The organism is Pseudomonas sp. RT6P73, from assembly GCF_054897715.1.
In genome coordinates, this window is sequence record NZ_JBUBUV010000002.1 from 3,469,213 (window position 1) to 3,490,517 (window position 21,305).

A 21,305-nucleotide genomic window follows, 5' to 3' on the forward strand; every position below is an offset into this window, starting at 1 on the left:
GCGGATCAGTGGGAATGTTCAGCCGAGGCTTTACCCAGTTCCGATTTGAGAATGAAGCTGCCGGCGCCGGCGACTTGCATACCGGACTCCAGCCCTTGGGTGATTTCCACGTGACCGGCCGCGCGACTGCCCAACTCCACCGGCTGCGCCTTGAAGCCGTCGGCGGTGCGCACGAATACCGTGGGTTTGTCCTCCACGGTCTGGATCGCGGTTTCGGGCACAGCGACCCGCGCTTGTCGGCTGTCGGTCGCGACCAGTGCGGTCACAAACAACCCGGGACGCCACGCGCCTTGCGGGTTGGCCAGGGTCACCCGAACCGTCGCGGTGCGCGTCTGTTCTCCCAGCAAACTGCCGACGTAGGACACGGTGCCGGCGACTTCGGCGTTCAGTTCCGGGGCGCTGACGGTGACCGGTTTGCCCACCTGCACCTTGTTCAGATCCTTGGGCGAAACACCGAACGTCACCCACACCCGGGACAGGTCCGAAAGTGTGAAGGCGTTGCTGGTTTCGTCGACCACCTCCCCCGGTGTCAGGTGTTTTTCCACCACCACGCCGTCGAACGGCGCACGCAGCTCATAACGATTGCCCCCGCTGGCGACGACACTGCCGCTGAGTACGCTGATTTTCTGCCGGGCATTGTTCACGGCGATTTCTGCTTCTTCCAGCGCTTGCCGGGCCTGGAGGAAATCCTGCTCGGCAGAGATTTTGTCCTGCCACAACCGGCGCTCACGCTCGTAAGTGGTACGCGCCAGCGCCAGGCGCCGTTGCGCAGCCGCCTGCTCGCTGCGCTGATCGGAGATCTGCTGACTGGCGATTACCGCCAGTAACTGACCTTTTTTCACCGCCTGCCCGAGGTTGACCTGCACCGACTCGACCACCCCCGGCACACGCGGCACCACGTGCGCCGTGCGGTCTTCGTCGAAGCGCACTTCGCCGGGGAATGGCATCCCGAGGCTGATGTCCTGCGCACGGGCCTCGGCCAGCTGAATATCCGCCGCGGCGATCTGCTCGGCGCTCAACTCAATGTGCCCCTCTTCGGCATGCTCGCCCTCGGCGGCGGCGCCTTCTTCGGCGTGATTGGCATGCTCAGAGGCTTCATCGGCGTGCGCGTCGATGGACGCGTTGCCGGTCCACATCGAACCGATGCCGATGCCCAAAGCCAAGGTCGCCGCAGCGACCGCTATCAATTTTTTATCCATGGAAACTCCTCTGCGTCAGGCCATCGCGCAGTGATCAAAAAGATGAAATTCAGGGGATGACGGCGAGGTCGCCGAAAATGCGTTCGATGCGTACACGGGCGTCCGTTGCTTCGCTGACGGCCTGGATGTACTGGCTGCGGGCGTTGATGAGGGTGCGCTGGGCGTCGAGCACGTCGAGGAAACCGAACTTGCCCATTTCGAAGCCGCGCGTGGCGCTGTCCACCGCGCTTTGCGCGGCGGGCAGAATGGTCTGATTGAACGCCTGAACTTCGCCATTAGCGGTCTGCCACTGCGCCAAAGTGGTCTGGATTTCCGTGCGCAAACGCAGCTCGGTGGCGTTGCGCAGATCCCGCGCCTGATCGCTGCGTCGCGCTGCCGCCAGCACGTTGCCCTGATTGCGGTTGAACAACGGGATTGGCATCGACATCCCGACCACGTTGACCCGCTCGCGCTCGGTTTCGCTGTATTGGCTGCCGATGCTGACGGTGAGATCGGGAATACGCTGGGACTTTTCCAGCCCTAAAGATGCCTCGCGCTGGTCGATCTGCAACGTGGCCAGACGCAACTCGGCGGTCTCATTCAGGCGTTCAAGCAAGCGCGTGGGCGGCGGCACGGCAGGCATGTTTTGCGCGGCCGTCTGCACCGTGGTCGAGGTTGGCAGCGACGCGCCCATGACCTGCGCCAATTGTTGGTAGGCGTTGGCCTGATCGCGCTCGGCACGGCTCAGTTCAAGGCGCACTTCGGAAAGTTGCACCTGCGCTCGCGTGCCTTCGACCGGCGACGATTTGCCGGCGTCGATACGCCCCTTCGCCACCCGCAAACCGTGTTCGGCCAGCGCTATTGATTGGCGGGACAACTGCAAGCGTTGCTGCGCCGTTTGGGCACTGTTGAACGCCTGAATCACATCGGCGCGCAAGGCATTGCGCTTGCGCTCCAGCTCGATCCCGGCGGCATCCTGCGCACGGCTGGCGACGTCGATCCGTGCCCCGCGTTTGCCGCCCAGTTCTATCGGCTGGCTGAGCATCACCGTGGTGGTGCGTGAGTTGCGCCGGGTGTCTTCGGCCTCCCACGACACTTCGGGGTTAGGCATCAGACCAGCCTGTTTGCGATCACCCTCGGCGATGCCGATTTCCCACTGCGCGGCGGCCAGATCCGGGTTGCCGGCGAAGGCTGTTTGCAAGGCTTGGTCGAGGGTCAGGGTCGAGGCTTGCGCAAGACCCGCGCCGGCCAGCAACGCCATGCTGCTGGCGATTAAAAACCGCTTTTTCAGGCGCGATCGCGCCGTCAGTTCTAATAAACCGGGCAAGGGAGGAGTTCCTTTTTAAATAATGCCGCCACGGTAGAGTTTTGAACTTATCGACAAGGTGACTGGAACATTACAAATCCGTTATCCACGGTGGCGGAAGTTGTTTTGCTCTAGGATGCTAAGTGCAAGTGGGATTACCGCAATACATGGAAACAAATACACGGTAGTTATCCGCTGAACAGCACTTGCCTGAATCAAAGTCATGGGAATTTCAGCTTTTTGCTGCGACAGGCTGTCGCGGACAGCCGATTTAAAGGCCTCAACCGTTGACTCTGTAGCCACTTCAGCCTTTACCGTGCACGCCACTCAGTTATTGAATCCAGTCCGGAAGCCCTTACAAAAACAACAACTTTCCCGACCACCTTAATTAAATATCCATTAAATAAAAGTGGTGATAATCATGCGAATCCTTGTCGTCGAGGACGAGCTTAAAGCTGCCGAATACTTGCATCAGGGTCTGACGGAAAGTGGTTATATCGTCGACCACGCGGCAACCGGTGCCGATGGTTTGCATCTGGCGCAACAGCAGGCGTATGACGTGGTGATTCTGGACGTCAACCTACCGGAACTGGATGGCTGGGGCGTGCTGGAACAGCTGCGGCGCACCCACTCGACACGGGTGATGATGCTCACCGCACGCGGGCGTCTGGCCGACAAGATTCGCGGCCTGGATCTGGGTGCCGATGACTATCTGGTGAAGCCGTTCGAGTTCCCGGAGTTGTTGGCACGAGTGCGTACGCTGATGCGGCGCAGCGAAAACATCCCGGTGCCGCAGGTACTTAAAGTCGCCGACCTGGAACTCGATCCCGGCCGTCATCGCGCCTTTCGTGGCGAGCAGCGCATCGACCTGACCACCAAGGAATTCGCCCTGCTGCATCTGCTGATGCGCCAGTCCGGCGAGGTGCTGACCCGCACGCAGATCATCTCGCTGGTGTGGGACATGAATTTCGACTGCGACACCAACGTGGTCGAAGTGTCGATCCGTCGATTGCGGGCGAAGATCGACGACCCGTTCGACAACAAGTTGATCCACACCCTGCGCGGTGTCGGCTATGTGCTGGAGGCGCGGGAATGAAGCCGGCGAGCCTGTCGATGCGCCTGGGTCTGACGGTGAGTATTCTCGGCGCACTGTTGGTGGTGTTTCTGGCGATCCTTGCGTATTTCGCCCTGACCCATGAGCTGAATGCGCTGTCCCGGGACAGTCTGGAAAAGAAGATGGCCCAGGTCGAGCACAGCCTGTCGCTGTACGTCGATGCCAATGAAGTCAGTGGAAAGCCGCACATCCTGCTCGATCAGGTCATGGGGCATGACAACCTGACGCTGACGGTTTATGACCGCTCAAACCTGCGCTCGCCACTGCTTAAATCCGGCTCGGGCCTGACTGATCCACGGGTTGAACTGAAAGCCGTGCGAGCCACCAACGATCAGTTGACCTACTCCGACAGCACCGACGCTGAAGGCAAGAAATTCCTCACGGCCTCGAAGTTGATTCGTCTCAAGGACGGCAGCAGCGTGCCGGTGTTGCTATCGATGGATAACGCCCACGATCAGGCGCTGCTTAGCGCTTACCTGCGCTCGACGCTGATTGCCTTGCCGCTGTTGCTGATTTTTATCGGCCTCAGTGCCTGGGCGGCGGTGCAACGGGGGCTGGCGCCGTTGCGCGAGTTTCGCAAGGTGGCAGCGATGGTCTCGGCGCAAGACCTCAGCCATCGCCTGTCAGCGGTCCGGATGCCCCAGGAACTCAGCGAACTGGCCCAGGGCATCAACTTCATGCTGCACCGCCTCGACGGCGGTGTTCAGCAGTTGTCGCAGTTCTCCGATGACCTGGCGCACGAACTTCGCTCACCAATCAACAACCTGATGGGCAAGGCTCAGGTGACACTGTCCCGGGAGCGAACGGCTGAGGAGTACAAAAACGTGTTGGTGTCGTGCACCGAAGAACTGGAACGCGTCGCACGAATTGTCTCGGACATGCTGTTTCTGGCACAGGTCAGCCACCCGGCGGCGCTTGCGCCGTACGAGTTGATCGCTCTGGAAGATGAAGCGTTGAAAGTGGCCGACCTGTTTTCCCTGTCGGCGCAGGACAAGCGGATCAACCTGAATGTGGTCGGCAGCGCGCGGGTGTCGGGCGATCGGTTGATGATTCAACGGGCGATCTCCAACCTGCTGTCCAATGCCCTGCGCCACTGCCCGGCCGGGCACACGATTTCCCTGCTCATTGAACAGGGCGCAACCCAGGTTTCGCTGTTGGTCAGCAACCCCGGCGCGGGCATCGAAGCGCAGCATCTGCCGCACCTGTTCGACCGCTTTTACAGGGTCGACAGCAGCCGCGCGCGCGCGCAGGGCAGCACCGGTTTGGGGCTGGCTATCGTGCGCTCGATCATGAGCCTGCATCAGGGGGTGGCCGAGGTTAGAAGTTTGCCTGGGACGATGACGGTGTTTCGGCTGGGGTTTCCGAAAGTCGACAATGCAATGTAGGGCGGGTTTGCCCGTGATGGCAGTGGTTCAGGCACAAACAAAAACGGCACCTTGCGGTGCCGTTCGCTTTTCACAAACAGGTTACTTACGCGCCGCCTCCCACGATTTCAGCAGTTCGGCATAGCTCACGGTTTCACCTTTAGGCTTCTCGTTTGCCAGCTTAGGCTTCGGTGCACCCGGCTGATCAAACCAGTACTGAGCATCGCGCTCCGGGTTCATTTTCGGTGCGCAGGTGGCTTGCGCCTTCGAGCGTTCCAGGCGCGACATGATCGCGTCCTGATCCTTGGCCAGGCCATCCAGCGCCTGTTGCGGGGTCTTCTCGCCACTGGCCGCTTCCGCGATGTGGCTCCACCACAATTGTGCCAAGCGTGGATAGTCCGGCACGTTGGTCCCGGTCGGGGTCCATTGCACGCGGGCCGGGCTGCGATAGAACTCGACCAGACCACCGAGTTTCGGTGCCAGGTCGGTCATGGCTTGCGAGTTGATGTCCGACTCACGAATCGGCGTCAGGCCGATGATGGTTTTCTTCAGCGACACGGTTTTCGACGTCACGAATTGCGCATAGAGCCAGGCCGCCAGTTTCTGCTTCTCAGGTGTGGATTTCATAAACGTCCACGAACCCACGTCCTGATACCCCAGCTTCATGCCCTCCTCCCAGTACGGTCCGCGTGGTGATGGCGCCATGCGCCATTTCGGCGTGCCGTCGGCATTCATTACCGGCAGGCCCGGTTTGGTCATATCGGCAGTGAACGCGGTGTACCAGAAGATCTGCTGGGCGATGTTGCCCTGGGACGGCACCGGGCCGGATTCGGAGAAGGTCATGCCTGCCGCTTCCGGTGGCGCATAGGCTTTGAGCCAGTCGACGTATTTGGTGGTGGCAAACACTGCCGCCGGGCCGTTGGTGTCGCCGCCACGGGTCACGCTGGAACCGACCGGGTGGCAATCCTCGACACGAATGCCCCACTCGTCCACCGGCAAACCATTGGGAATGCCTTTGTCACCGGCACCGGCCATGGAGAACCAGGCATCAGTGAAGCGCCAACCGAGGGACGGGTCTTTCTTACCGTAGTCCATGTGCCCGTAGACACGCTTGCCGTCGATTTCCTTGACGTCTTCGCTGAAGAACTTGGCGATGTCTTCATAGGCCGACCAGTTCACCGGCACGCCCAACTCGTAACCGTATTTTTCCTTGAACTTGGCTTTGAGCTCTGGCCGTTCGAACCAGTCGGCGCGGAACCAGTACAGATTGGCGAACTGCTGGTCAGGCAATTGGTAGATCTTGCCGTCCGGCGCAGTGGTGAACGAGATGCCGATGAAGTCCTTGATGTCCAGGGTCGGCGAGGTGAAGTTCTTGCCTTCGTTGGCCATCAGGTCGGTGATCGATTCGGTCTTGCCGTAGCGAAAGTGCGTACCGATCAGGTCCGAGTCGTTGACCCAGCCGTCATAGATGTTTTTGTCCGACTGCATCTGGGTCTGCAGCTTTTCCACCACGTCGCCTTCCTGCAGCAGGTCGTGGGTCAGCTTGATCCCGGTGATCTCGGTGAACGCCTTGGCCAGCGTTTTGGATTCATATTCGTGGGTCGCAATGGTTTCCGAAACCACCTTGATGCTCATCCCGCGAAACGGCTCGGCGGCCTTGATGAACCACTTCAACTCCTCAAGCTGCTGCTCTGGCGTGAGGGTGGACGGTTTGAACTCGCTGCCAATCCATTTCTTGGCAGCGTCTTCATAGGCATCGGCCCAGGCCGAAGCGCTCAGACCGCTGAGTGCCAGCATGGCTGCCAATGAAATGCTATGTCGCAGCTTATTGTTTTTGTCGAACATAGAGACCTCCTGTTTGAGTTTCGGAGCAACATTGCCGATCGATTTCGACTAGCCCCAACGCATCACAGCCAACAGCCACACCAGGGACAACGCGAACGCAACCCAGATGCTCCAGTCGGTGACGCCGATTACCAGCAAATGCAGGTAGGCGCTGCCGAGAAGACCGATAAACAACCGATCGCCACGGGTGGTGGCAATCGGCAGAAAACCACGCCGAGGGACACTCGGCGAACGTAATTCCCAGGTCGTCATGCCCGCCAGAATCAGGCCAATGGCGATGAAGAACGCCGCCGTGGGGACAGTCCAGCTCATCCATTCCATCATCAGCTCCTCAGACCCGGCCCAGGGCAAAGCCCTTGGCCACGTGGTTGCGAACAAACCAGATCACCAGCATGCCTGGCAGGATAGTCAACACCCCCGCCGCCGCCAGCACACCCCAGTCAATGCCGGACGCCGAGACTGTTCGGGTCATCACCGCCGCGATGGGTTTGGCGTTCACCGAAGTCAGGGTTCGTGCCAGCAGCAGCTCGACCCAGGAAAACATAAAGCAGAAGAACGCTGTGACGCCGATACCGGAGCCGATCAGCGGGACAAAAATCTTTACGAAGAACTTGGGGAAACTGTAGCCGTCAATGTAGGCGGTTTCGTCTATTTCTTTTGGAACGCCAGACATGAAGCCTTCCAGAATCCACACCGCCAACGGCACGTTGAACAGGCAATGGGCCAGGGCCACGGCGATGTGCGTGTCGAACAGACCGATGGAGGAATACAGCTGAAAGAACGGCAGCAGGAACACCGCCGGCGGCGCCATGCGGTTGGTCAGCAGCCAGAAAAACAGGTGCTTGTCACCGAGAAAGCGGTAACGCGAGAACGCATAAGCCGCTGGCAACGCCACGCTCAGGGAAATGATCGTGTTCAGGCTCACGTAGTACAGCGAGTTGAGATAACCGGTGTACCAGGCAGGATCGGTGAAGATCACTTTGTAATTGGCGAAGGTGAAATCCTGCGGAAACAGCGTCAAACCGCCGAGGATTTCGGTGTTGCTCTTGAAGGACATGTTCAGCAGCCAGTAGATCGGCACCAGCAGGAACAGGATGTAGATCAGCAGCGGAATGAGCTTTCTTTTACTCATGGCAGACCTCAGCGGTTGGCGTCAGAGTGAGTCATGGCGGTGTAGAACAGCCAGGACACCAACAGGATGATCAGGAAGTACACCAGCGAGAAAGCCGCTGCCGGGCCGAGGTCGAATTGCCCGATGGCCATTTGCGTCAGGGTCTGGCTGAGGAAGGTCGTGGCATTCCCCGGTCCACCGCCCGTGAGTACGAACGGCTCGGTGTAGATCATGAAACTGTCCATGAACCGCAGCATCACCGCGATCAGCAGCACGCTCTTGAGCTTGGGCAGCTGGATGTGTCGGAAAACCGCCCAGGCCGACGCCCGATCAATCCGCGCTGCCTGGTAGTACACGTCCGGAATCGCCCGCAACCCCGAGAAACACAACAGCGCCACCAGCGACGTCCAGTGCCAGACGTCCATCACCAGCACCGTGACCCAAGCGTCCATGGTGTTCGCCGCATAGTTATAGCTGATGCCCATCGCGTTGAGGCTCGAACCCAGCAGGCCGATGTCGGCCCGACCGAAAATCTGCCAGATCGTCCCGACCACGTTCCACGGGATCAGCAGCGGAATCGCCAGGATAATCAGCACCAGCGACGACCAGCGGCCCTTGGTCGGCATGGTCAGGGCGATGCCGATGCCCAGCGGGATTTCGATCAGCAATACGCAGGCGGAATAGATGAATTGCCGCAGCAGCGAGTCGTGCAGGCGTGGATCAAGCAGCACCTGCTTGTACCAGTCGGCGCCGACGAAGTAGCGGCTGGACTGGTCGAAGATGTCCTGCACCGAGTAGTTGACCACCGTCATCATCGGGATCACCGCACTGAACGCCACCAGCAAAAACACCGGCAGGACCAGCCACCAGGCCTTGTTGTTCTGCACCTTGTTCATGGCTGCACCCCGATATTGGCTTGCGCTTCCAACAGATAATCGTCGGCATAGACCATCAGCCACTGAGCCGGGAAGCTGATCCAGGCAGTTCCCTCAGGCACCGGTTTGTCTTCAGCCAGGCGCACTTTGAGCGGTGCGCCGTCAAGGTTCAGGGTCATGATCTTGTAGGTGCCGAGGTCTTCGACGTGTATGACGTGTGCCTGCATCGCGTCATCGAACGGCTCGTCCCACACGTGCACGAACTCAGGGCGAATGCCGACCTTCAGGGTTTTCCATTCCGACTCGGCGATGCGTTGCTGTTGCGCGTCGGACAACGGCAGATGCGTCGATGCAAACCCGACGCCGCCCGGTTGCGGCTGCACCTCGATCAGGTTCATCCCCGGACTGCCGATGAAATAGCCGACAAAGGTGTGGCTCGGCCGCTCGAATAACTCACGCGGGGTGCCAAATTGCACGATCTGCCCGCCATACATCACCGCGATTTTGTCGGCGAAGGTCGAAGCCTCCAGCTGATCGTGGGTGACGTAGACCATGGTGATGTTGAACTGCTCATGGATCTGCTTGAGCTTGCGCCGCAGTTTCCACTTCAGGTGTGGGTCGATCACGGTCAGCGGTTCATCAAACAGGATCGCCGAGACGTCATCGCGCACCAGTCCACGGCCCATGGAGACTTTCTGTTTTTCATCGGCGGTGAGGTTGCGCGCCTTTTTGCTCAGCAGCGCCTGAAGGTCGAGGACATCAGCGATTTCCTGCACCTTGCTGTGAATTTTCGCCTCGGCCATCCCCTGATTGCGCAGCGGGAAGGCCAGGTTGTCGAACACCGTCATGGTGTCGTAGACCACCGGAAACTGGAAAACCTGGGCGATGTTGCGCTTCTCGGGGGTCAGGTCGTTGACCACTTTGCTGTCGAACAGCACCTGGCCCTGGGACGGGCTGAGCAACCCGGAAATAATGTTGAGCAACGTCGATTTGCCGCAGCCCGAAGGCCCGAGCAAGGCATAAGCCCCGCCCTGCTCCCAGACGTGGTCCATCTCGCGGATCGCGTAATCCTCGGGGCCGGTCGGCGTGCTGGTGTAGCTGTGGGCGAGGTTCTGCAAACGGATTTCGGCCATCAGGCAACCCTCGCGATGCGGCGACCGGGCGCCTGGACCAGCCGCCCCTGCGCATCGAACACAAACAGTTTATGGGTCGGGATATAGATGCGAATCGGCGCATCGACGTCGTATTCGTGGACCCCGGGCAAGTGCAGCACCAGCAGGAAATGCTCGTTGCGCACGTGCAGGAAGGTTTCCGAACCGCTGATCTCGGCCACCTCGACGGTCACCGCGAGCTCGAGGTCATCGTCGTTGCTCGGCACCAGCGAGATATGGCTCGGGCGCACGCCGAAGCGGAACTCACCCTCGCCCACTGGCCGCAGATCCACGTTCAACGGAAAGTGCACGAAATTGGCGAAGCTCACTTCGTTGCCGGCGATGCGGCCCGGCATCAAGTTGATCGGCGGTTCGGAAAACAATTCGGCGGCCAGCACCGTTTGTGGCTGGTGATAGACCTCAGAGGATTTGCCGCTCTGAATCACCCGGCCCTCGTGAAGAATGGTGGTGGTGCCGCCCAGGGCCAAGGCTTCGTTGGGTTCGGTGGTGGCGTAGATGGCGATGGTGTGCCGGGCCTTGAACAGCTCGCGCATTTCCTGACGCAGTTCTTCGCGCAACTTGTAGTCGAGGTTCACCAGCGGCTCGTCGAACAGGATCAGCTCGGCATCCTTGACCAACGCCCGGGCCATCGCGGTGCGCTGTTGCTGGCCGCCGGAGAGTTCCAGCGGATAACGCTGGAGGAATTTCTCGATGCGCAGCATCTTGGCGGTTTCCAGCACCTTGTTCTGGATCAGCTCATTGGAAACACCGCCCTGGCGCAAGGGCGAGGCGATGTTCTCGAACACGGTCATGGTCGGGTAATTGATGAACTGCTGATAGACCATCGACACATTGCGCAAGCGCACCGGGCGCTGCGTGACGTCGACGCCGTTCATCAGGATGCGGCCGCTGTCGGGCTTGTCCAGGCCGGCCATCAGGCGCATGAGACTGGTTTTGCCGGACAGCGTGCGCCCGAGCAAAACGTTGAAGGATCCGGGTTCAAAACTAAGGCACGCATCGTCGATCCAGGTCTGGCCCTCGACGGTACGGCTGACGTGCTCCAGGGTTAATGACATGGCTCGGCCTTTTTATTATTTGGAGTCAAGCGACCGGAGCAGTAGAGCGAGTTTCATGCCAAAAATTGCAAGCTGTTGATCTGGTTTGAAAATCCTTCGAAAGAAGGAAAAACCGCGTTCGTTGCTGAACAGAAATGAACAACAGCGACTGAACAATTGAACAATCCAGCCGTTGACAATGAACAATAGTGAACAACACTCTACGGAGGGTTTTGCGACACGATTATCCGAATTCACCACGATCCTGTAGCAGCTGGCGAAGCCTGCGTTCGGCGACGCAGTCGTCGCAAAATCAGACTCTGCGGTGTATCAGGATTACCGCGCATACAGGTTTTACGACGACTGCGTCGCCGAACGCAGGCTTCGCCAGCTGCTACAAAGATGGCGTCAGACACTGGCGTCACGTAAAAACAAACAACGCGTTAACTCATAACAAAAATAACAATGCTCAGAGATCGACTGCCATGGCCGTACCTGCCTCGCCGCTCTCCCACGACGCCATCATCCAGGACTCCTGGTCCCGATGCCGTGCGTTCGGCCTCAATCATCAAAGCGCACCGGCGTTCGACCAGTTGCCGGCCGAGGGCATCGCCCAGTTGCTGGAGAGCCAGCATTCCCTGGTGCAGACCACGCATCAGGAAGTCCTGCCGTACTACGAGAACATCCTGAGCAATTCCAACTGCCTGATCATGCTCGCCGACAATCAGGGCCAGGTGCTGACGTCCTGGGGCACCCAGCGTTTTATCGAGCCGGGCCTGACCCGCGGTTTCAGCGCCGGCGCCAGCTGGATGGAGCGTTGCAGCGGCACCAATGCGATCGGCACTGCACTGGCCTGCGAGCAGGCGGTGCACATCGAGCACGATGAACATTTCCTCAAGGCCAACCGCTTCATGACCGGTTCCGCCGCGCCGATTTTCGATGCCGAGCGCAAGGTGATCGCAGTGCTGGACGTGTCCAGCGACAGCTACCTGCCACCGTCCCACACCCTCGGCATGGTCAAGATGATGAGTCAGACCGTGGAAAACCGGCTGATCCTCAACCTCTTTCACGGCCAGCATTTCCAACTGACCTTCAACACCGGACTGAACAACCTCGACAGCCAATGGGCCGGTTTGCTGATCTTCGATGAAACCGGTCAGGTGCTGTCGGCCAACCGCCGGGCCGACAATCTGCTGGGCATCAGCCTGTCGCGGGTCAGTGTCGAGAGCCTGTTCAAGGTGTCGTTGCTGGAATTGCTGAACCAGCCGGAAGGCCTGCCTTTTGCGCTGCAAGCCTCTGGACGCAACCGTTTCCAATGCCTGTTGAAACGGCCGAAACAGGTGCCGATTCATGCTCGCGTCTTCGTAGAACCTGCTGTTGCCGCGCCCGCTGCGATCAGCCTCAATACCCTGCATTTCGGCGACAGTCGGGTGGAAAAAGCCGTGCGCCAGGCCGAGCGTTTGCTGGAAAAAGACATTCCGCTGTTGATCCACGGGGAAACCGGAGTCGGTAAGGAAGTCTTCGTCAAAGCCTTGCATCAAGCCAGCTCCCGCAGCAAACAGTCATTCATCGCCGTCAACTGCGCAGCGATCCCCGCCGAACTGGTGGAATCCGAGCTGTTTGGCTACGAAAAAGGCGCGTTCACCGGCGCCAATCAGAAAGGCAGCATCGGGCTGATCCGCAAGGCGGACAAAGGCACTCTGTTTCTTGATGAAATCGGCGACATGCCGTTGCCGACCCAAGCGCGGTTGCTGCGGGTGTTGCAGGAACGCTGCGTGCAACCGGTGGGCAGCAGCGAATTGTTCCCAGTGGACATTCGCATCATTTCCGCCACCAACCGCTCGTTGCGCGAGCAGGTGCAGTTAGGCCGGTTTCGCGAGGATCTTTATTACCGGATCGGCGGTTTGACCCTGGAATTACCGCCACTCAGGGAACGCAGCGACAAGCAGGCGCTGTTCAAGCGCCTGTGGGAACAGCATCGCGAGCCATCGCAGTGGGCCGGGTTAAGTCGGGAGGTGATGGAGTTGTTTGGACGTCACCCGTGGCCGGGGAATTTAAGGCAGGTCAGCAGCGTGATGCAGGTGGCTCTGGCCATGGCCGAGGAACAACCGGTGCGGCCGGAGCATTTGCCGGATGATTTTTTTGTGGACCTGGAGATGGAACCGGTGGATTCGCCAGAGCCGTTGGCGGTGGATTTGAATGATGTGGAGGATTTGAATCGGCAGTTGCAGGCGGCTGGGGGCAATATCTCGCACCTCGCCCGGCGCCTTGGGGTTAGCCGCAATACCCTCTACAAGCGGTTGCGCCAGGCTGAGTAATGGGTGAGCCGCATGGTGGTGTTCGGCTTGAGACCATTCGCGGGCAAGCCTCGCTCCTACAGGGGCGCGTCGTACGCCAATATTATGTACGCGACCTTGTAGGAGCGAGGCTTGCCCGCGAAGGCGCCAGATCAAACACCACATAATCTCGCCAATTGCCAAAAAACAAAAACCCGCACAAGGCGGGTTTTGTTTTGCAGCAAACACAGCAATCAGTCAGCCAATCGCCAGGTCGTACCGCCCTTCCCGTCTTCCAGCACCACGCCCATCGCGGTGAGCTGGTCGCGGATACGGTCGGACTCGGCCCAGTCTTTACCCGCACGAGCCGCCAGACGCGCAGCAATCAGCGCATCAACTTCAGCCGCATCAACCCGCCCTTCAGCACCGGCCTGCAGGAAGTCATCCGCCTCAAGCTGCAACACGCCCAGCACGCTGGCCAGTTCCTTCAAGCGCGCCGCCAGACCCGCCGCTGCATCGAGATCGCTCTCACGCAGACGGTTGATCTCGCGAACCATCTCGAACAGCACCGCGCAGGCTTCCGGCGTGCCGAAGTCGTCGTTCATCACCTGGGTGAAACGCTCGACAAAGGCTTCGCCGCCGGCCGGTGCCACGTTCGGCAGGCCTTTCAACGCGTGGTAGAAACGCTCGAGTGCGCCTTTGGCGTCCTTGAGGTTGTCTTCCGAGTAGTTGATCGCGCTGCGGTAGTGGCTCGACACCAGCAGGTAACGCACGACTTCCGGGTGGTACTTTTCCAGCACGTCGCGAATGGTGAAGAAGTTGTTCAAGGACTTGGACATCTTCTCGCCATTGATGCGAATCATGCCGCAATGCATCCACGCGTTGGCGTAGGTCTTGCCGGTGGCCGCTTCGCTCTGGGCGATTTCGTTTTCGTGGTGCGGGAACTCAAGATCGCTGCCGCCGCCATGAATATCGAAAGTCTCGCCGAGGCAGCAGGTCGACATCACCGAGCACTCGATGTGCCAGCCCGGACGACCGTCGCCCCATGGCGAAGCCCAGCTCGGCTCACCCGGCTTGGCGCCTTTCCACAGCACGAAGTCCAGCGGGTCCTGTTTCGACTCGTCGACTTCGATCCGCGCGCCGATGCGCAGGTCTTCGATCTTCTTGCGCGACAGCTTGCCATAGCCCATGAACTTGGCGACGCGGTAGTACACGTCGCCATTGCCCGGGGCGTAGGCGTAACCCTTGTCGATCAGGGTCTGGATCATCGCGTGCATGCCGGGAATATGCCCGGTGGCGCGCGGTTCCATGTCCGGCTTCTGGATGTTCAGGCGCGCCTCGTCTTCGTGCATCGCCGCGATCATGCGCTCGGTCAAGGCTTCGAACGACTCGCCGTTCTCCTTGGCCCGATTGATGATCTTGTCGTCAATGTCGGTGATGTTGCGCACATAAGTCAGGTCGTAGCCGCTGAACCGCAACCAGCGGGTCACCAGGTCGAACGCGACCATGCTGCGGCCATGGCCCAGGTGGCAGTAGTCGTACACGGTCATCCCGCAGACGTACATGCGCACCTTGTTGCCATCCAGCGGCTTGAAAACTTCTTTGCTCTTGGTGAGCGTGTTGTAGATCGAAAGCACTTTTGAGGTTCCTTGAATCACTGGCCCCACGAATCACGCAAGGTCACGGTACGGTTGAATACCGGAGCGCCCGGTTTCGAGTCCTTGATATCCGCGCAGAAGTAACCTTCGCGCTCGAACTGGAAACGGTCTTCCGGCTGTGCATGGGCCAGCGAAGGCTCGGCACGACAACCAGTGAGTACTTGCAGCGAATCAGGGTTGATGTTGTCCAGGAAGCTGGCGCTGTCTTCGGCCTTCTCAGGGTTCGGCGAGCGGAACAGGCGATCGTACAGACGCACTTCGCACTCTATGCTGGCCGCAGCCGGCACCCAGTGCACCACGCCTTTGACCTTGCGGCCTTCAGGGTTCTTGCCCAGAGTTTCCGGATCGTACGAGCAACGCAGTTCGACGATGTTGCCATCGGCGTCCTTGATCGCTTCGTCGGCGCGGATCACGTAGCTGCCGCGCAGACGCACTTCGCCGTTTGGCTCCAGGCGTTTGTAGCCTTTTGGTGGCTCTTCCATGAAGTCATCGCGGTCGATGTAGATTTCACGGGCGAACGGCAGCTTGCGCACGCCGAGTTCTTCTTTCTGCGGATGACGCGGCAACTCGAGGTTGTCGACCTTGTCTTCCGGGTAGTTGGTGATCACGACTTTCAACGGACGCAGCACGCACATGGCGCGCGGGGCGTTCGCGTCGAGGTCCTGACGGATGCTGAACTCAAGCATGCCGAAGTCAACCACGCCGTCGGAACGGTTGGTGCCGACCATGTCGCAGAAATTGCGGATGGACGCCGGGGTGTAGCCACGGCGGCGGAAGCCCGACAGCGTGGACATGCGCGGATCGTCCCAGCCGAAAACGTGTTTTTCATCGACCAGTTGCTTGAGCTTGCGCTTGCTGGTGATGGTGTAGTTCAGGTTCAGACGGCTGAACTCGTACTGACGCGGGTTCGCCGGAACCGGCAGGTTCTCGAGGAACCACTCGTACAGTGGACGGTGGCTTTCGAACTCCAGGGTGCAGATCGAGTGGGTGATGCCTTCGATGGCGTCCGACTGACCGTGGGTGAAGTCGTAGTTCGGGTAGATGCACCACTTGTCACCGGTCTGGTGGTGGTGAGCATGACGGATGCGATACATGATCGGGTCACGCAGGTTCATGTTCGGCGAGGCCATATCGATCTTGGCCCGCAGCACGCGTGCGCCGTCGGCGAATTCACCGGCCTTCATACGGGCGAACCAGTCCAGGTTTTCTTCTACGGAGCGGTCGCGGAACGGGCTGTTCTTGCCCGGCTCGGTCAGGCTGCCACGGTATTCCTTGGCCTGTTCAGGGCTCAGGTCGTCGACGTAAGCCTTGCCGGCCTTGATCAGTTCGACGGCCCAGTCGTGCAACTGGTCGAAATACTGCGAGGCGTAGCGCACTTCGCCGGACCATTCAAAGCCCAGCCATTTGACGTCGCTTTCGATCGCGTCGATGTATTCCTGGTCTTCCTTGGCCGGGTTGGTGTCGTCGAAACGCAGGTGCGTGACGCCGCCAAATTCCTGGGCCAGGCCGAAGTTCACGCAAATCGACTTGGCGTGACCGATGTGCAGGTAGCCGTTGGGCTCAGGCGGGAAACGGGTGACGATCTGCGTGTGCTTACCCGAGTCCAGGTCCGCCTGGATGATCGGGCGCAGGAAATTGACCGGCACGGCAGGGCCGGTCTTGGAATTCGAGGTAGGGTCGACAGTGGGCTTGCTCATAGGATCCTTGAACGTACAAGTGCGCGGCCAGTTGGCCAAATCAAAGCGGCTGTTAAAACAAAGGGGCTTATCATAGCCGATGCCGTCAAGTCGCTGACAGTACAGGCCCGAAAACGGCTGCATTTAATCGGATGCAAATGAAAAACAGCCTCGAAATTCGCGCCCGGCACGCTAAACTGCGCACCTTGGCTGTTGCTGGCCAGACCGGTTGGGGGCTTTGACGCCCCGAAACCCACGAATTCATATAAAACGCATCTCCTAAAAGAGTCCACGATCATGACCCAAGTCAAACTCACCACCAACCATGGCGACATCGTCCTGGAACTGAACGCTGAAAAGGCACCGCTGACCGTTGCCAACTTCATCGAGTACGTCAAAGCCGGTCACTACGAAAACACCGTTTTCCACCGCGTCATCGGTAACTTCATGATCCAGGGCGGCGGTTTCGAGCCAGGCATGAAAGAAAAGAAAGACAAGCGCCCAAGCATCCAGAACGAAGCCGACAACGGCCTGCCGAACGAGAAGTACACCGTGGCCATGGCTCGTACCATGGAGCCGCATTCGGCTTCCGCCCAGTTCTTCATCAACGTGGCTGACAACAGCTTCCTGAACCACAGCGCCAAGACCACTCAGGGCTGGGGCTACGCGGTGTTCGCCAAAGTCGTTGAAGGCACCGACGTTGTCGACAAGATCAAAGGTGTTTCCACCACCATGAAATCCGGCCACCAGGACGTACCAGCAGAAGACGTGATCATCGAGAAAGCCGAGATCATCGAAGCGTGATACTGCTGATTTCAGACTTGCATCTGGAAGAGGAGCGCCCGGACATTACCCGGGCGTTTCTGGATTTGCTCGCCGGACGCGCCCGCTCGGCGAGTGCGCTGTACATTCTGGGCGACTTTTTCGAGGCGTGGATTGGCGACGATGCCATGACGCCGTTCCAGCGTTCCATCTGCCAGGCCCTGCGCACCCTTAGCGACAGCGGCACGGCGATTTTTCTGATGCACGGCAATCGCGACTTCATGCTGGGCCAGGCCTTCTGCAAACAGGCCGGCTGCACGTTGTTGAAAGACCCGAGCGTCGTGCAGTTCAACGGCGAGCCGGTGCTATTGATGCACGGCGACAGCCTCTGCACCCGCGACGAGGCTTACATGAAGCTGCGTCGCTACCTGCGAAACCCGATCACCCTGTTCATCCTGCGCCACCTGCCCTTGCGCACTCGCCATAAACTGGCGCGCAAGCTGCGCAGTGAAAGCCGGGCACAGACGCGGATGAAGGCCAATGACATTGTTGACGTCACGCCGGAAGAAGTGCCGCGGGTCATGCAGGCCTATGGCGTGAAGACCTTGATCCATGGGCATACCCATCGCCCGGCCATTCACAAGTTGCAGATTGGCGAACAGGCCGCCAAGCGCATTGTGTTGGGGGATTGGGATCGTCAGGGCTGGGCGTTGCAGGTGGATGAGCAAGGGTTTGCGTTGGCGCCGTTTGATTTTGGTACGCCGCCACAGTTGGCATTGCCAAATGGCTGAGAACCACCCCCTCACCCCAGCCCTCTCCCCAGTGGGGAGAGGGGGAAAGGGAGCAGATCTCCATCATTTTCCAGACCTGAGTTCGACTCGGGCTTCCAGGTCGATGTAAATCAAAAGAACAACTCGGTCAGTCCCCTCGCCCCTCCGGGGAGAGGGTTAGGGTGAGGGGTGGATCCTGAGCCGTACCCTTAATGCCCAGACGCCGCAGGCCCCGCCTTCGCCGCAAACGGCGGTTTCGCCAGCCACACAATCACGATCAACCCCATGAACGCCCATCCCAGCAACGTGAAGTAATCCACGGTGGAGAGCATGTACGCCTGACTGGTCAGTACATGATCCAGCTGCGCATACGCCGGGTTGCTCGCACCGCCCAGCGCATTCAGTGCCTCGCGGGTCGCCGGCTCATACGTGCTGATGCTTTCGCTCATATAGGCGTGGTGCTGATCCGCCCGGCGAATCCAGATCCACGTCGTCAACGACGCCGCAAAACTACCGCCCAAGGTCCGCAGGAACGTCGCCAGGCCCGCGCCGTCGGCGATCTGGCTCGGTGGCAGGTCCGACATCAGAATGCTCAGGGTCGGCATGAAGAACAGCGCCACGCCAATGCCCATGAACAGTTGCACCAGGGCGATGTGCTGGAAGTCCACTTCGTTGGTGAACCCGGCACGCATGAAGCAGCTCAGGCCAATCGCCAGGAACGCCAGCCCGGCCAGCAGCCGCAGGTCGAACTTGTGCGCGTACTTGCCGACAAACGGCGACATCAACACCGGCAAAATCCCGATCGGCGCCACCGCCAGCCCCGCCCACGTCGCCGTGTAACCCATCTGGGTTTGCAGCCATTGCGGCAGGATCAGGTTGATGCCGAAGAACCCGGCGTAACCCAACACCAGCACAATCGTGCCGATGCGGAAGTTGCGGTAAGCGAACAGCCGCAGGTTGACCACCGGATGCTTGTCGGTCATTTCCCAGATCACGAACACTGCCAGCGCAATCACTGAAATGGCCGCACCAATGAGGATGAAGTTCGATTCGAACCAGTCGAGGTCGTTGCCCTTGTCGAGGATCACCTGCAACGCGCCGACACCGATGATTAAGGTGATCAGTCCGACGTAATCCATCGGCTGACGGCTGGTTTCCACCGGACGTGCCTTGAGTTGCTGGCGCACCACCATCACCGCGAAGACACCGATGGGCACGTTGATAAAGAAGATCCACGGCCAGCTGTAACTGTCGGTAATCCAGCCGCCGAGGATCGGGCCGGCAATCGGTGCGACCACCGTAACCATCGCCAGCAACGCCAGGGCCATGCCGCGCCTCGCTGGGGGATAGACCGCGATCAGCAGCGTCTGGGTCATCGGGTACAACGGACCGGCCACCAGGCCTTGCAGCACCCGGAAGCCGATCAGCTCGGGCATCGAGGTCGAGATACCGCAGAGAAACGAGGCCAGTACAAACAGAACGGTCGCCCAGAGAAACAGCTTCACTTCACCAAAGCGCCGGCTGAGCCAACCGGTCAGCGGCAGCGCGATGGCGTTGCTCACCGCAAACGAGGTGATCACCCAAGTGCCCTGCTCCGAACTCACGCCCAGGTTGCCGGAAATCGTCGGCAGCGCCACGTTGGCGATGGTGGTGTCGAGCACTTGCATGAAGGTCGCCAGCGACAGGCCGATGGTGGCGAGCAGCAGGCTGGGCGGCGTGAAAGACGCGTTATTGCTCATCGCAAATCCTTTGAAACCTGATTGGCGCAGCGCCTGTTAAGGACGCAGCTGACCTTGTGGGAGCGGGCCTTTGTGGTGAGGGCGCTTTTGTGGCGAGGGAGCTTGCTCCCGCTGGGTTGCGAAGCGACCCCAAAAGTTTTACGACTGCTTCGCAGCCGAGCGGGAGCAAGCTCCCTCGCCACAAAGGCTCGCTCCCACAGGGTCGGTGTCAGCGCTGGGCGGTTTTGCTGACCGCAGCGCTGTTGTCGTGGATCAACTGAGTGATCATCGCGTCGGCTTCGGCCAACTGACGGTCGTAGACGTTGGTACTGAACGACGCCTTTTGCGGCGGCTGTTGCGCCAGCACCGGGCCGCTCTGGTCGTGCAAGTTCACATCGACCTGGGTCGACAGGCCCACCCGCAATGGGTGCTTGGCCAGCTCTTCGGCGTTGATGTGAATCCGCACCGGTACCCGCTGCACGATCTTGATCCAGTTGCCGGTGGCGTTCTGCGCCGGCAGCAGGGCAAACGCGCTGCCGGTACCGGCGCCGAGGCTGTCGATGGTGCCGCTGAACTTCACGTCGCTGCCGTAAAGGTCGGCCTCGATGTCCACCGGCTGACCGATGCGCATGTCACGCAGCTGGGTTTCCTTGAAGTTGGCGTCGATCCACAGCTGATCCAGCGGAATCACCGCCATCAGCGCCGTGCCCGGCTGGACACGCTGGCCCAATTGCACGGAACGTTTGGCGACATAACCGGTGACCGGCGCGATCAAGGTGCTGCGGGAGTTGTTCAAGTAGGCCTGACGCAATTGCGCGGCAGCCGACATCACGTCCGGATGCGACGAGACCACGGTGTCATCCACCAAGGCGCTGGTGGTTTTCAGTTGCTGTTTGGCATTGGCCAGGGCGTTTTGCGCCGAGGTCAGGTCGTCGCGGGCGTGGGACAGTTCTTCCTGGGAAATCGCCCCGCCAGCGGCCAGATTTTTCCGGCGATTGAAGTTGTCCTGGGCCTTCTGTACTTCGGCTTGCTGGGCGTTGACCTGGGCTTTCATGCCGTCGACGTTGCTGTACAGGCCGCGAACCTGACGCACGGTGCGAGCCAGGTTGGCCTGGGCACTTTGCAGACCGACTTGCGCGTCGTTCGGGTCGAAATTGATCAGCACCTGGCCTTCATGGACCAGATCGCCGTCGTCAGCACCGATGCTCACGACGGTGCCGGTGACCAGCGGGGTGATTTCCACCACGTTGCCGTTCACATAGGCATCGTCGGTGCTTTCATTCCAGCGCCCGTAGAATTCGTGATAACCCCAGACGCCGACACAGGCGAGGATCACCACGATCGCCAGTACCACCAGCATGATTTTGCGTTTGCGCGGGTTGCTGGTGTCCGGAGTGTTGTCAGGGGTTTGTGTTGTCGTTTCGGCAGTGGCCATGACAAATACCT

Annotated in this window: 17 protein-coding genes; 5 read left to right on the top strand and 12 right to left on the bottom strand. The window is 59.8% G+C overall.

Going from position 1 to position 21,305, the window contains the following annotated elements; translation table 11 throughout:
• Window positions 1–5: 5 nt before the first annotated feature.
• Window positions 6–1,199, bottom strand: coding sequence for an efflux RND transporter periplasmic adaptor subunit (locus tag ACYZT6_RS16520; RefSeq protein WP_462027820.1), 1,194 nt, complete (start codon window positions 1,197–1,199; stop codon window positions 6–8).
• Window positions 1,200–1,248: 49 nt separating this feature from the next.
• A complete protein-coding gene (locus tag ACYZT6_RS16525; protein ID WP_462027821.1) occupies window positions 1,249–2,505 on the bottom strand; it encodes a TolC family protein in 1,257 nt (418 codons plus the stop codon).
• A gap of 400 nt (window positions 2,506–2,905) precedes the next feature.
• Between ACYZT6_RS16525 and ACYZT6_RS16530 the strand changes: the two genes are divergently transcribed.
• Window positions 2,906–3,580 carry a heavy metal response regulator transcription factor gene (locus ACYZT6_RS16530; protein ID WP_462027822.1) on the top strand — a complete coding sequence of 225 codons (675 nt, stop codon included), beginning with the start codon at window positions 2,906–2,908 and terminating at the stop codon, window positions 3,578–3,580.
• Window positions 3,577–4,983: a heavy metal sensor histidine kinase gene (locus ACYZT6_RS16535; RefSeq protein WP_462027823.1), complete on the top strand. Its 1,407-nt coding sequence runs from the start codon at window positions 3,577–3,579 to the stop codon at window positions 4,981–4,983. The genes ACYZT6_RS16530 and ACYZT6_RS16535 overlap by 4 nt, the downstream gene beginning before the upstream one ends.
• Before the next feature lie 81 nt (window positions 4,984–5,064).
• Here the strand turns inward: ACYZT6_RS16535 and ACYZT6_RS16540 are convergent, their stop codons facing one another.
• Genes ACYZT6_RS16540 through ACYZT6_RS16565 form a run of 6 tightly spaced genes read right to left on the bottom strand, consistent with a single transcriptional unit; the run spans window position 5,065 to window position 11,020 of the window.
• Window positions 5,065–6,807 (bottom strand): ABC transporter substrate-binding protein, encoded by a 1,743-nt coding sequence (locus ACYZT6_RS16540; RefSeq protein ID WP_462027824.1) that lies wholly within the window; start codon window positions 6,805–6,807, stop codon window positions 5,065–5,067.
• A gap of 48 nt (window positions 6,808–6,855) precedes the next feature.
• Window positions 6,856–7,128 carry a DUF2160 domain-containing protein gene (locus ACYZT6_RS16545; RefSeq protein WP_109629387.1) on the bottom strand — a complete coding sequence of 91 codons (273 nt, stop codon included), beginning with the start codon at window positions 7,126–7,128 and terminating at the stop codon, window positions 6,856–6,858.
• Window positions 7,129–7,138: 10 nt separating this feature from the next.
• Complete coding sequence (locus ACYZT6_RS16550) at window positions 7,139–7,939, bottom strand: carbohydrate ABC transporter permease (RefSeq protein WP_462027825.1); 801 nt, start codon at window positions 7,937–7,939, stop codon at window positions 7,139–7,141.
• Between the two features lie 8 nt (window positions 7,940–7,947).
• Window positions 7,948–8,814, bottom strand: coding sequence for a carbohydrate ABC transporter permease (locus ACYZT6_RS16555; RefSeq protein ID WP_131062346.1), 867 nt, complete (start codon window positions 8,812–8,814; stop codon window positions 7,948–7,950).
• On the bottom strand, window positions 8,811–9,926 hold the full coding sequence (locus ACYZT6_RS16560; RefSeq protein WP_462027826.1) for an ABC transporter ATP-binding protein: 1,116 nt from the start codon (window positions 9,924–9,926) through the stop codon (window positions 8,811–8,813). Before ACYZT6_RS16560 ends, ACYZT6_RS16555 begins: the two co-directional genes overlap by 4 nt.
• Window positions 9,926–11,020, bottom strand: coding sequence for an ABC transporter ATP-binding protein (locus ACYZT6_RS16565; protein ID WP_462027827.1), 1,095 nt, complete (start codon window positions 11,018–11,020; stop codon window positions 9,926–9,928). Before ACYZT6_RS16565 ends, ACYZT6_RS16560 begins: the two co-directional genes overlap by 1 nt.
• Window positions 11,021–11,484: 464 nt before the next feature.
• On the opposite strand from ACYZT6_RS16565, the gene ACYZT6_RS16570 reads away from it, so the two are divergent.
• Window positions 11,485–13,317, top strand: a complete 1,833-nt coding sequence (locus ACYZT6_RS16570; RefSeq protein ID WP_462027828.1) for a sigma-54-dependent Fis family transcriptional regulator — start codon at window positions 11,485–11,487, stop codon at window positions 13,315–13,317.
• Window positions 13,318–13,529: 212 nt separating this feature from the next.
• On the opposite strand, the gene cysS is transcribed toward ACYZT6_RS16570, so the two are convergent.
• Both cysS and ACYZT6_RS16580 read right to left on the bottom strand, forming a co-directional pair.
• Window positions 13,530–14,912 carry a cysteine--tRNA ligase gene (gene cysS / locus ACYZT6_RS16575; protein WP_461974926.1) on the bottom strand — a complete coding sequence of 461 codons (1,383 nt, stop codon included), beginning with the start codon at window positions 14,910–14,912 and terminating at the stop codon, window positions 13,530–13,532.
• A gap of 17 nt (window positions 14,913–14,929) precedes the next feature.
• Window positions 14,930–16,630: a glutamine--tRNA ligase/YqeY domain fusion protein gene (locus ACYZT6_RS16580; RefSeq protein WP_462027829.1), complete on the bottom strand. Its 1,701-nt coding sequence runs from the start codon at window positions 16,628–16,630 to the stop codon at window positions 14,930–14,932.
• Between the two features lie 276 nt (window positions 16,631–16,906).
• On the opposite strand from ACYZT6_RS16580, the gene ACYZT6_RS16585 reads away from it, so the two are divergent.
• Window positions 16,907–17,413, top strand: a complete 507-nt coding sequence (locus ACYZT6_RS16585) for a peptidylprolyl isomerase (RefSeq protein ID WP_415768223.1) — start codon at window positions 16,907–16,909, stop codon at window positions 17,411–17,413.
• Window positions 17,410–18,162 (top strand): UDP-2,3-diacylglucosamine diphosphatase, encoded by a 753-nt coding sequence (gene lpxH, locus ACYZT6_RS16590; protein WP_462027830.1) that lies wholly within the window; start codon window positions 17,410–17,412, stop codon window positions 18,160–18,162. Before ACYZT6_RS16585 ends, lpxH begins: the two co-directional genes overlap by 4 nt.
• A gap of 188 nt (window positions 18,163–18,350) precedes the next feature.
• Here the strand turns inward: lpxH and ACYZT6_RS16595 are convergent, their stop codons facing one another.
• Both ACYZT6_RS16595 and ACYZT6_RS16600 read right to left on the bottom strand, forming a co-directional pair.
• A complete protein-coding gene (locus ACYZT6_RS16595; RefSeq protein ID WP_462027831.1) occupies window positions 18,351–19,880 on the bottom strand; it encodes a DHA2 family efflux MFS transporter permease subunit in 1,530 nt (509 codons plus the stop codon).
• A 208-nt stretch (window positions 19,881–20,088) separates the two neighbouring features.
• Window positions 20,089–21,294, bottom strand: a complete 1,206-nt coding sequence (locus ACYZT6_RS16600) for an HlyD family secretion protein (RefSeq protein ID WP_462027832.1) — start codon at window positions 21,292–21,294, stop codon at window positions 20,089–20,091.
• Window positions 21,295–21,305: the final 11 nt, after the last annotated feature.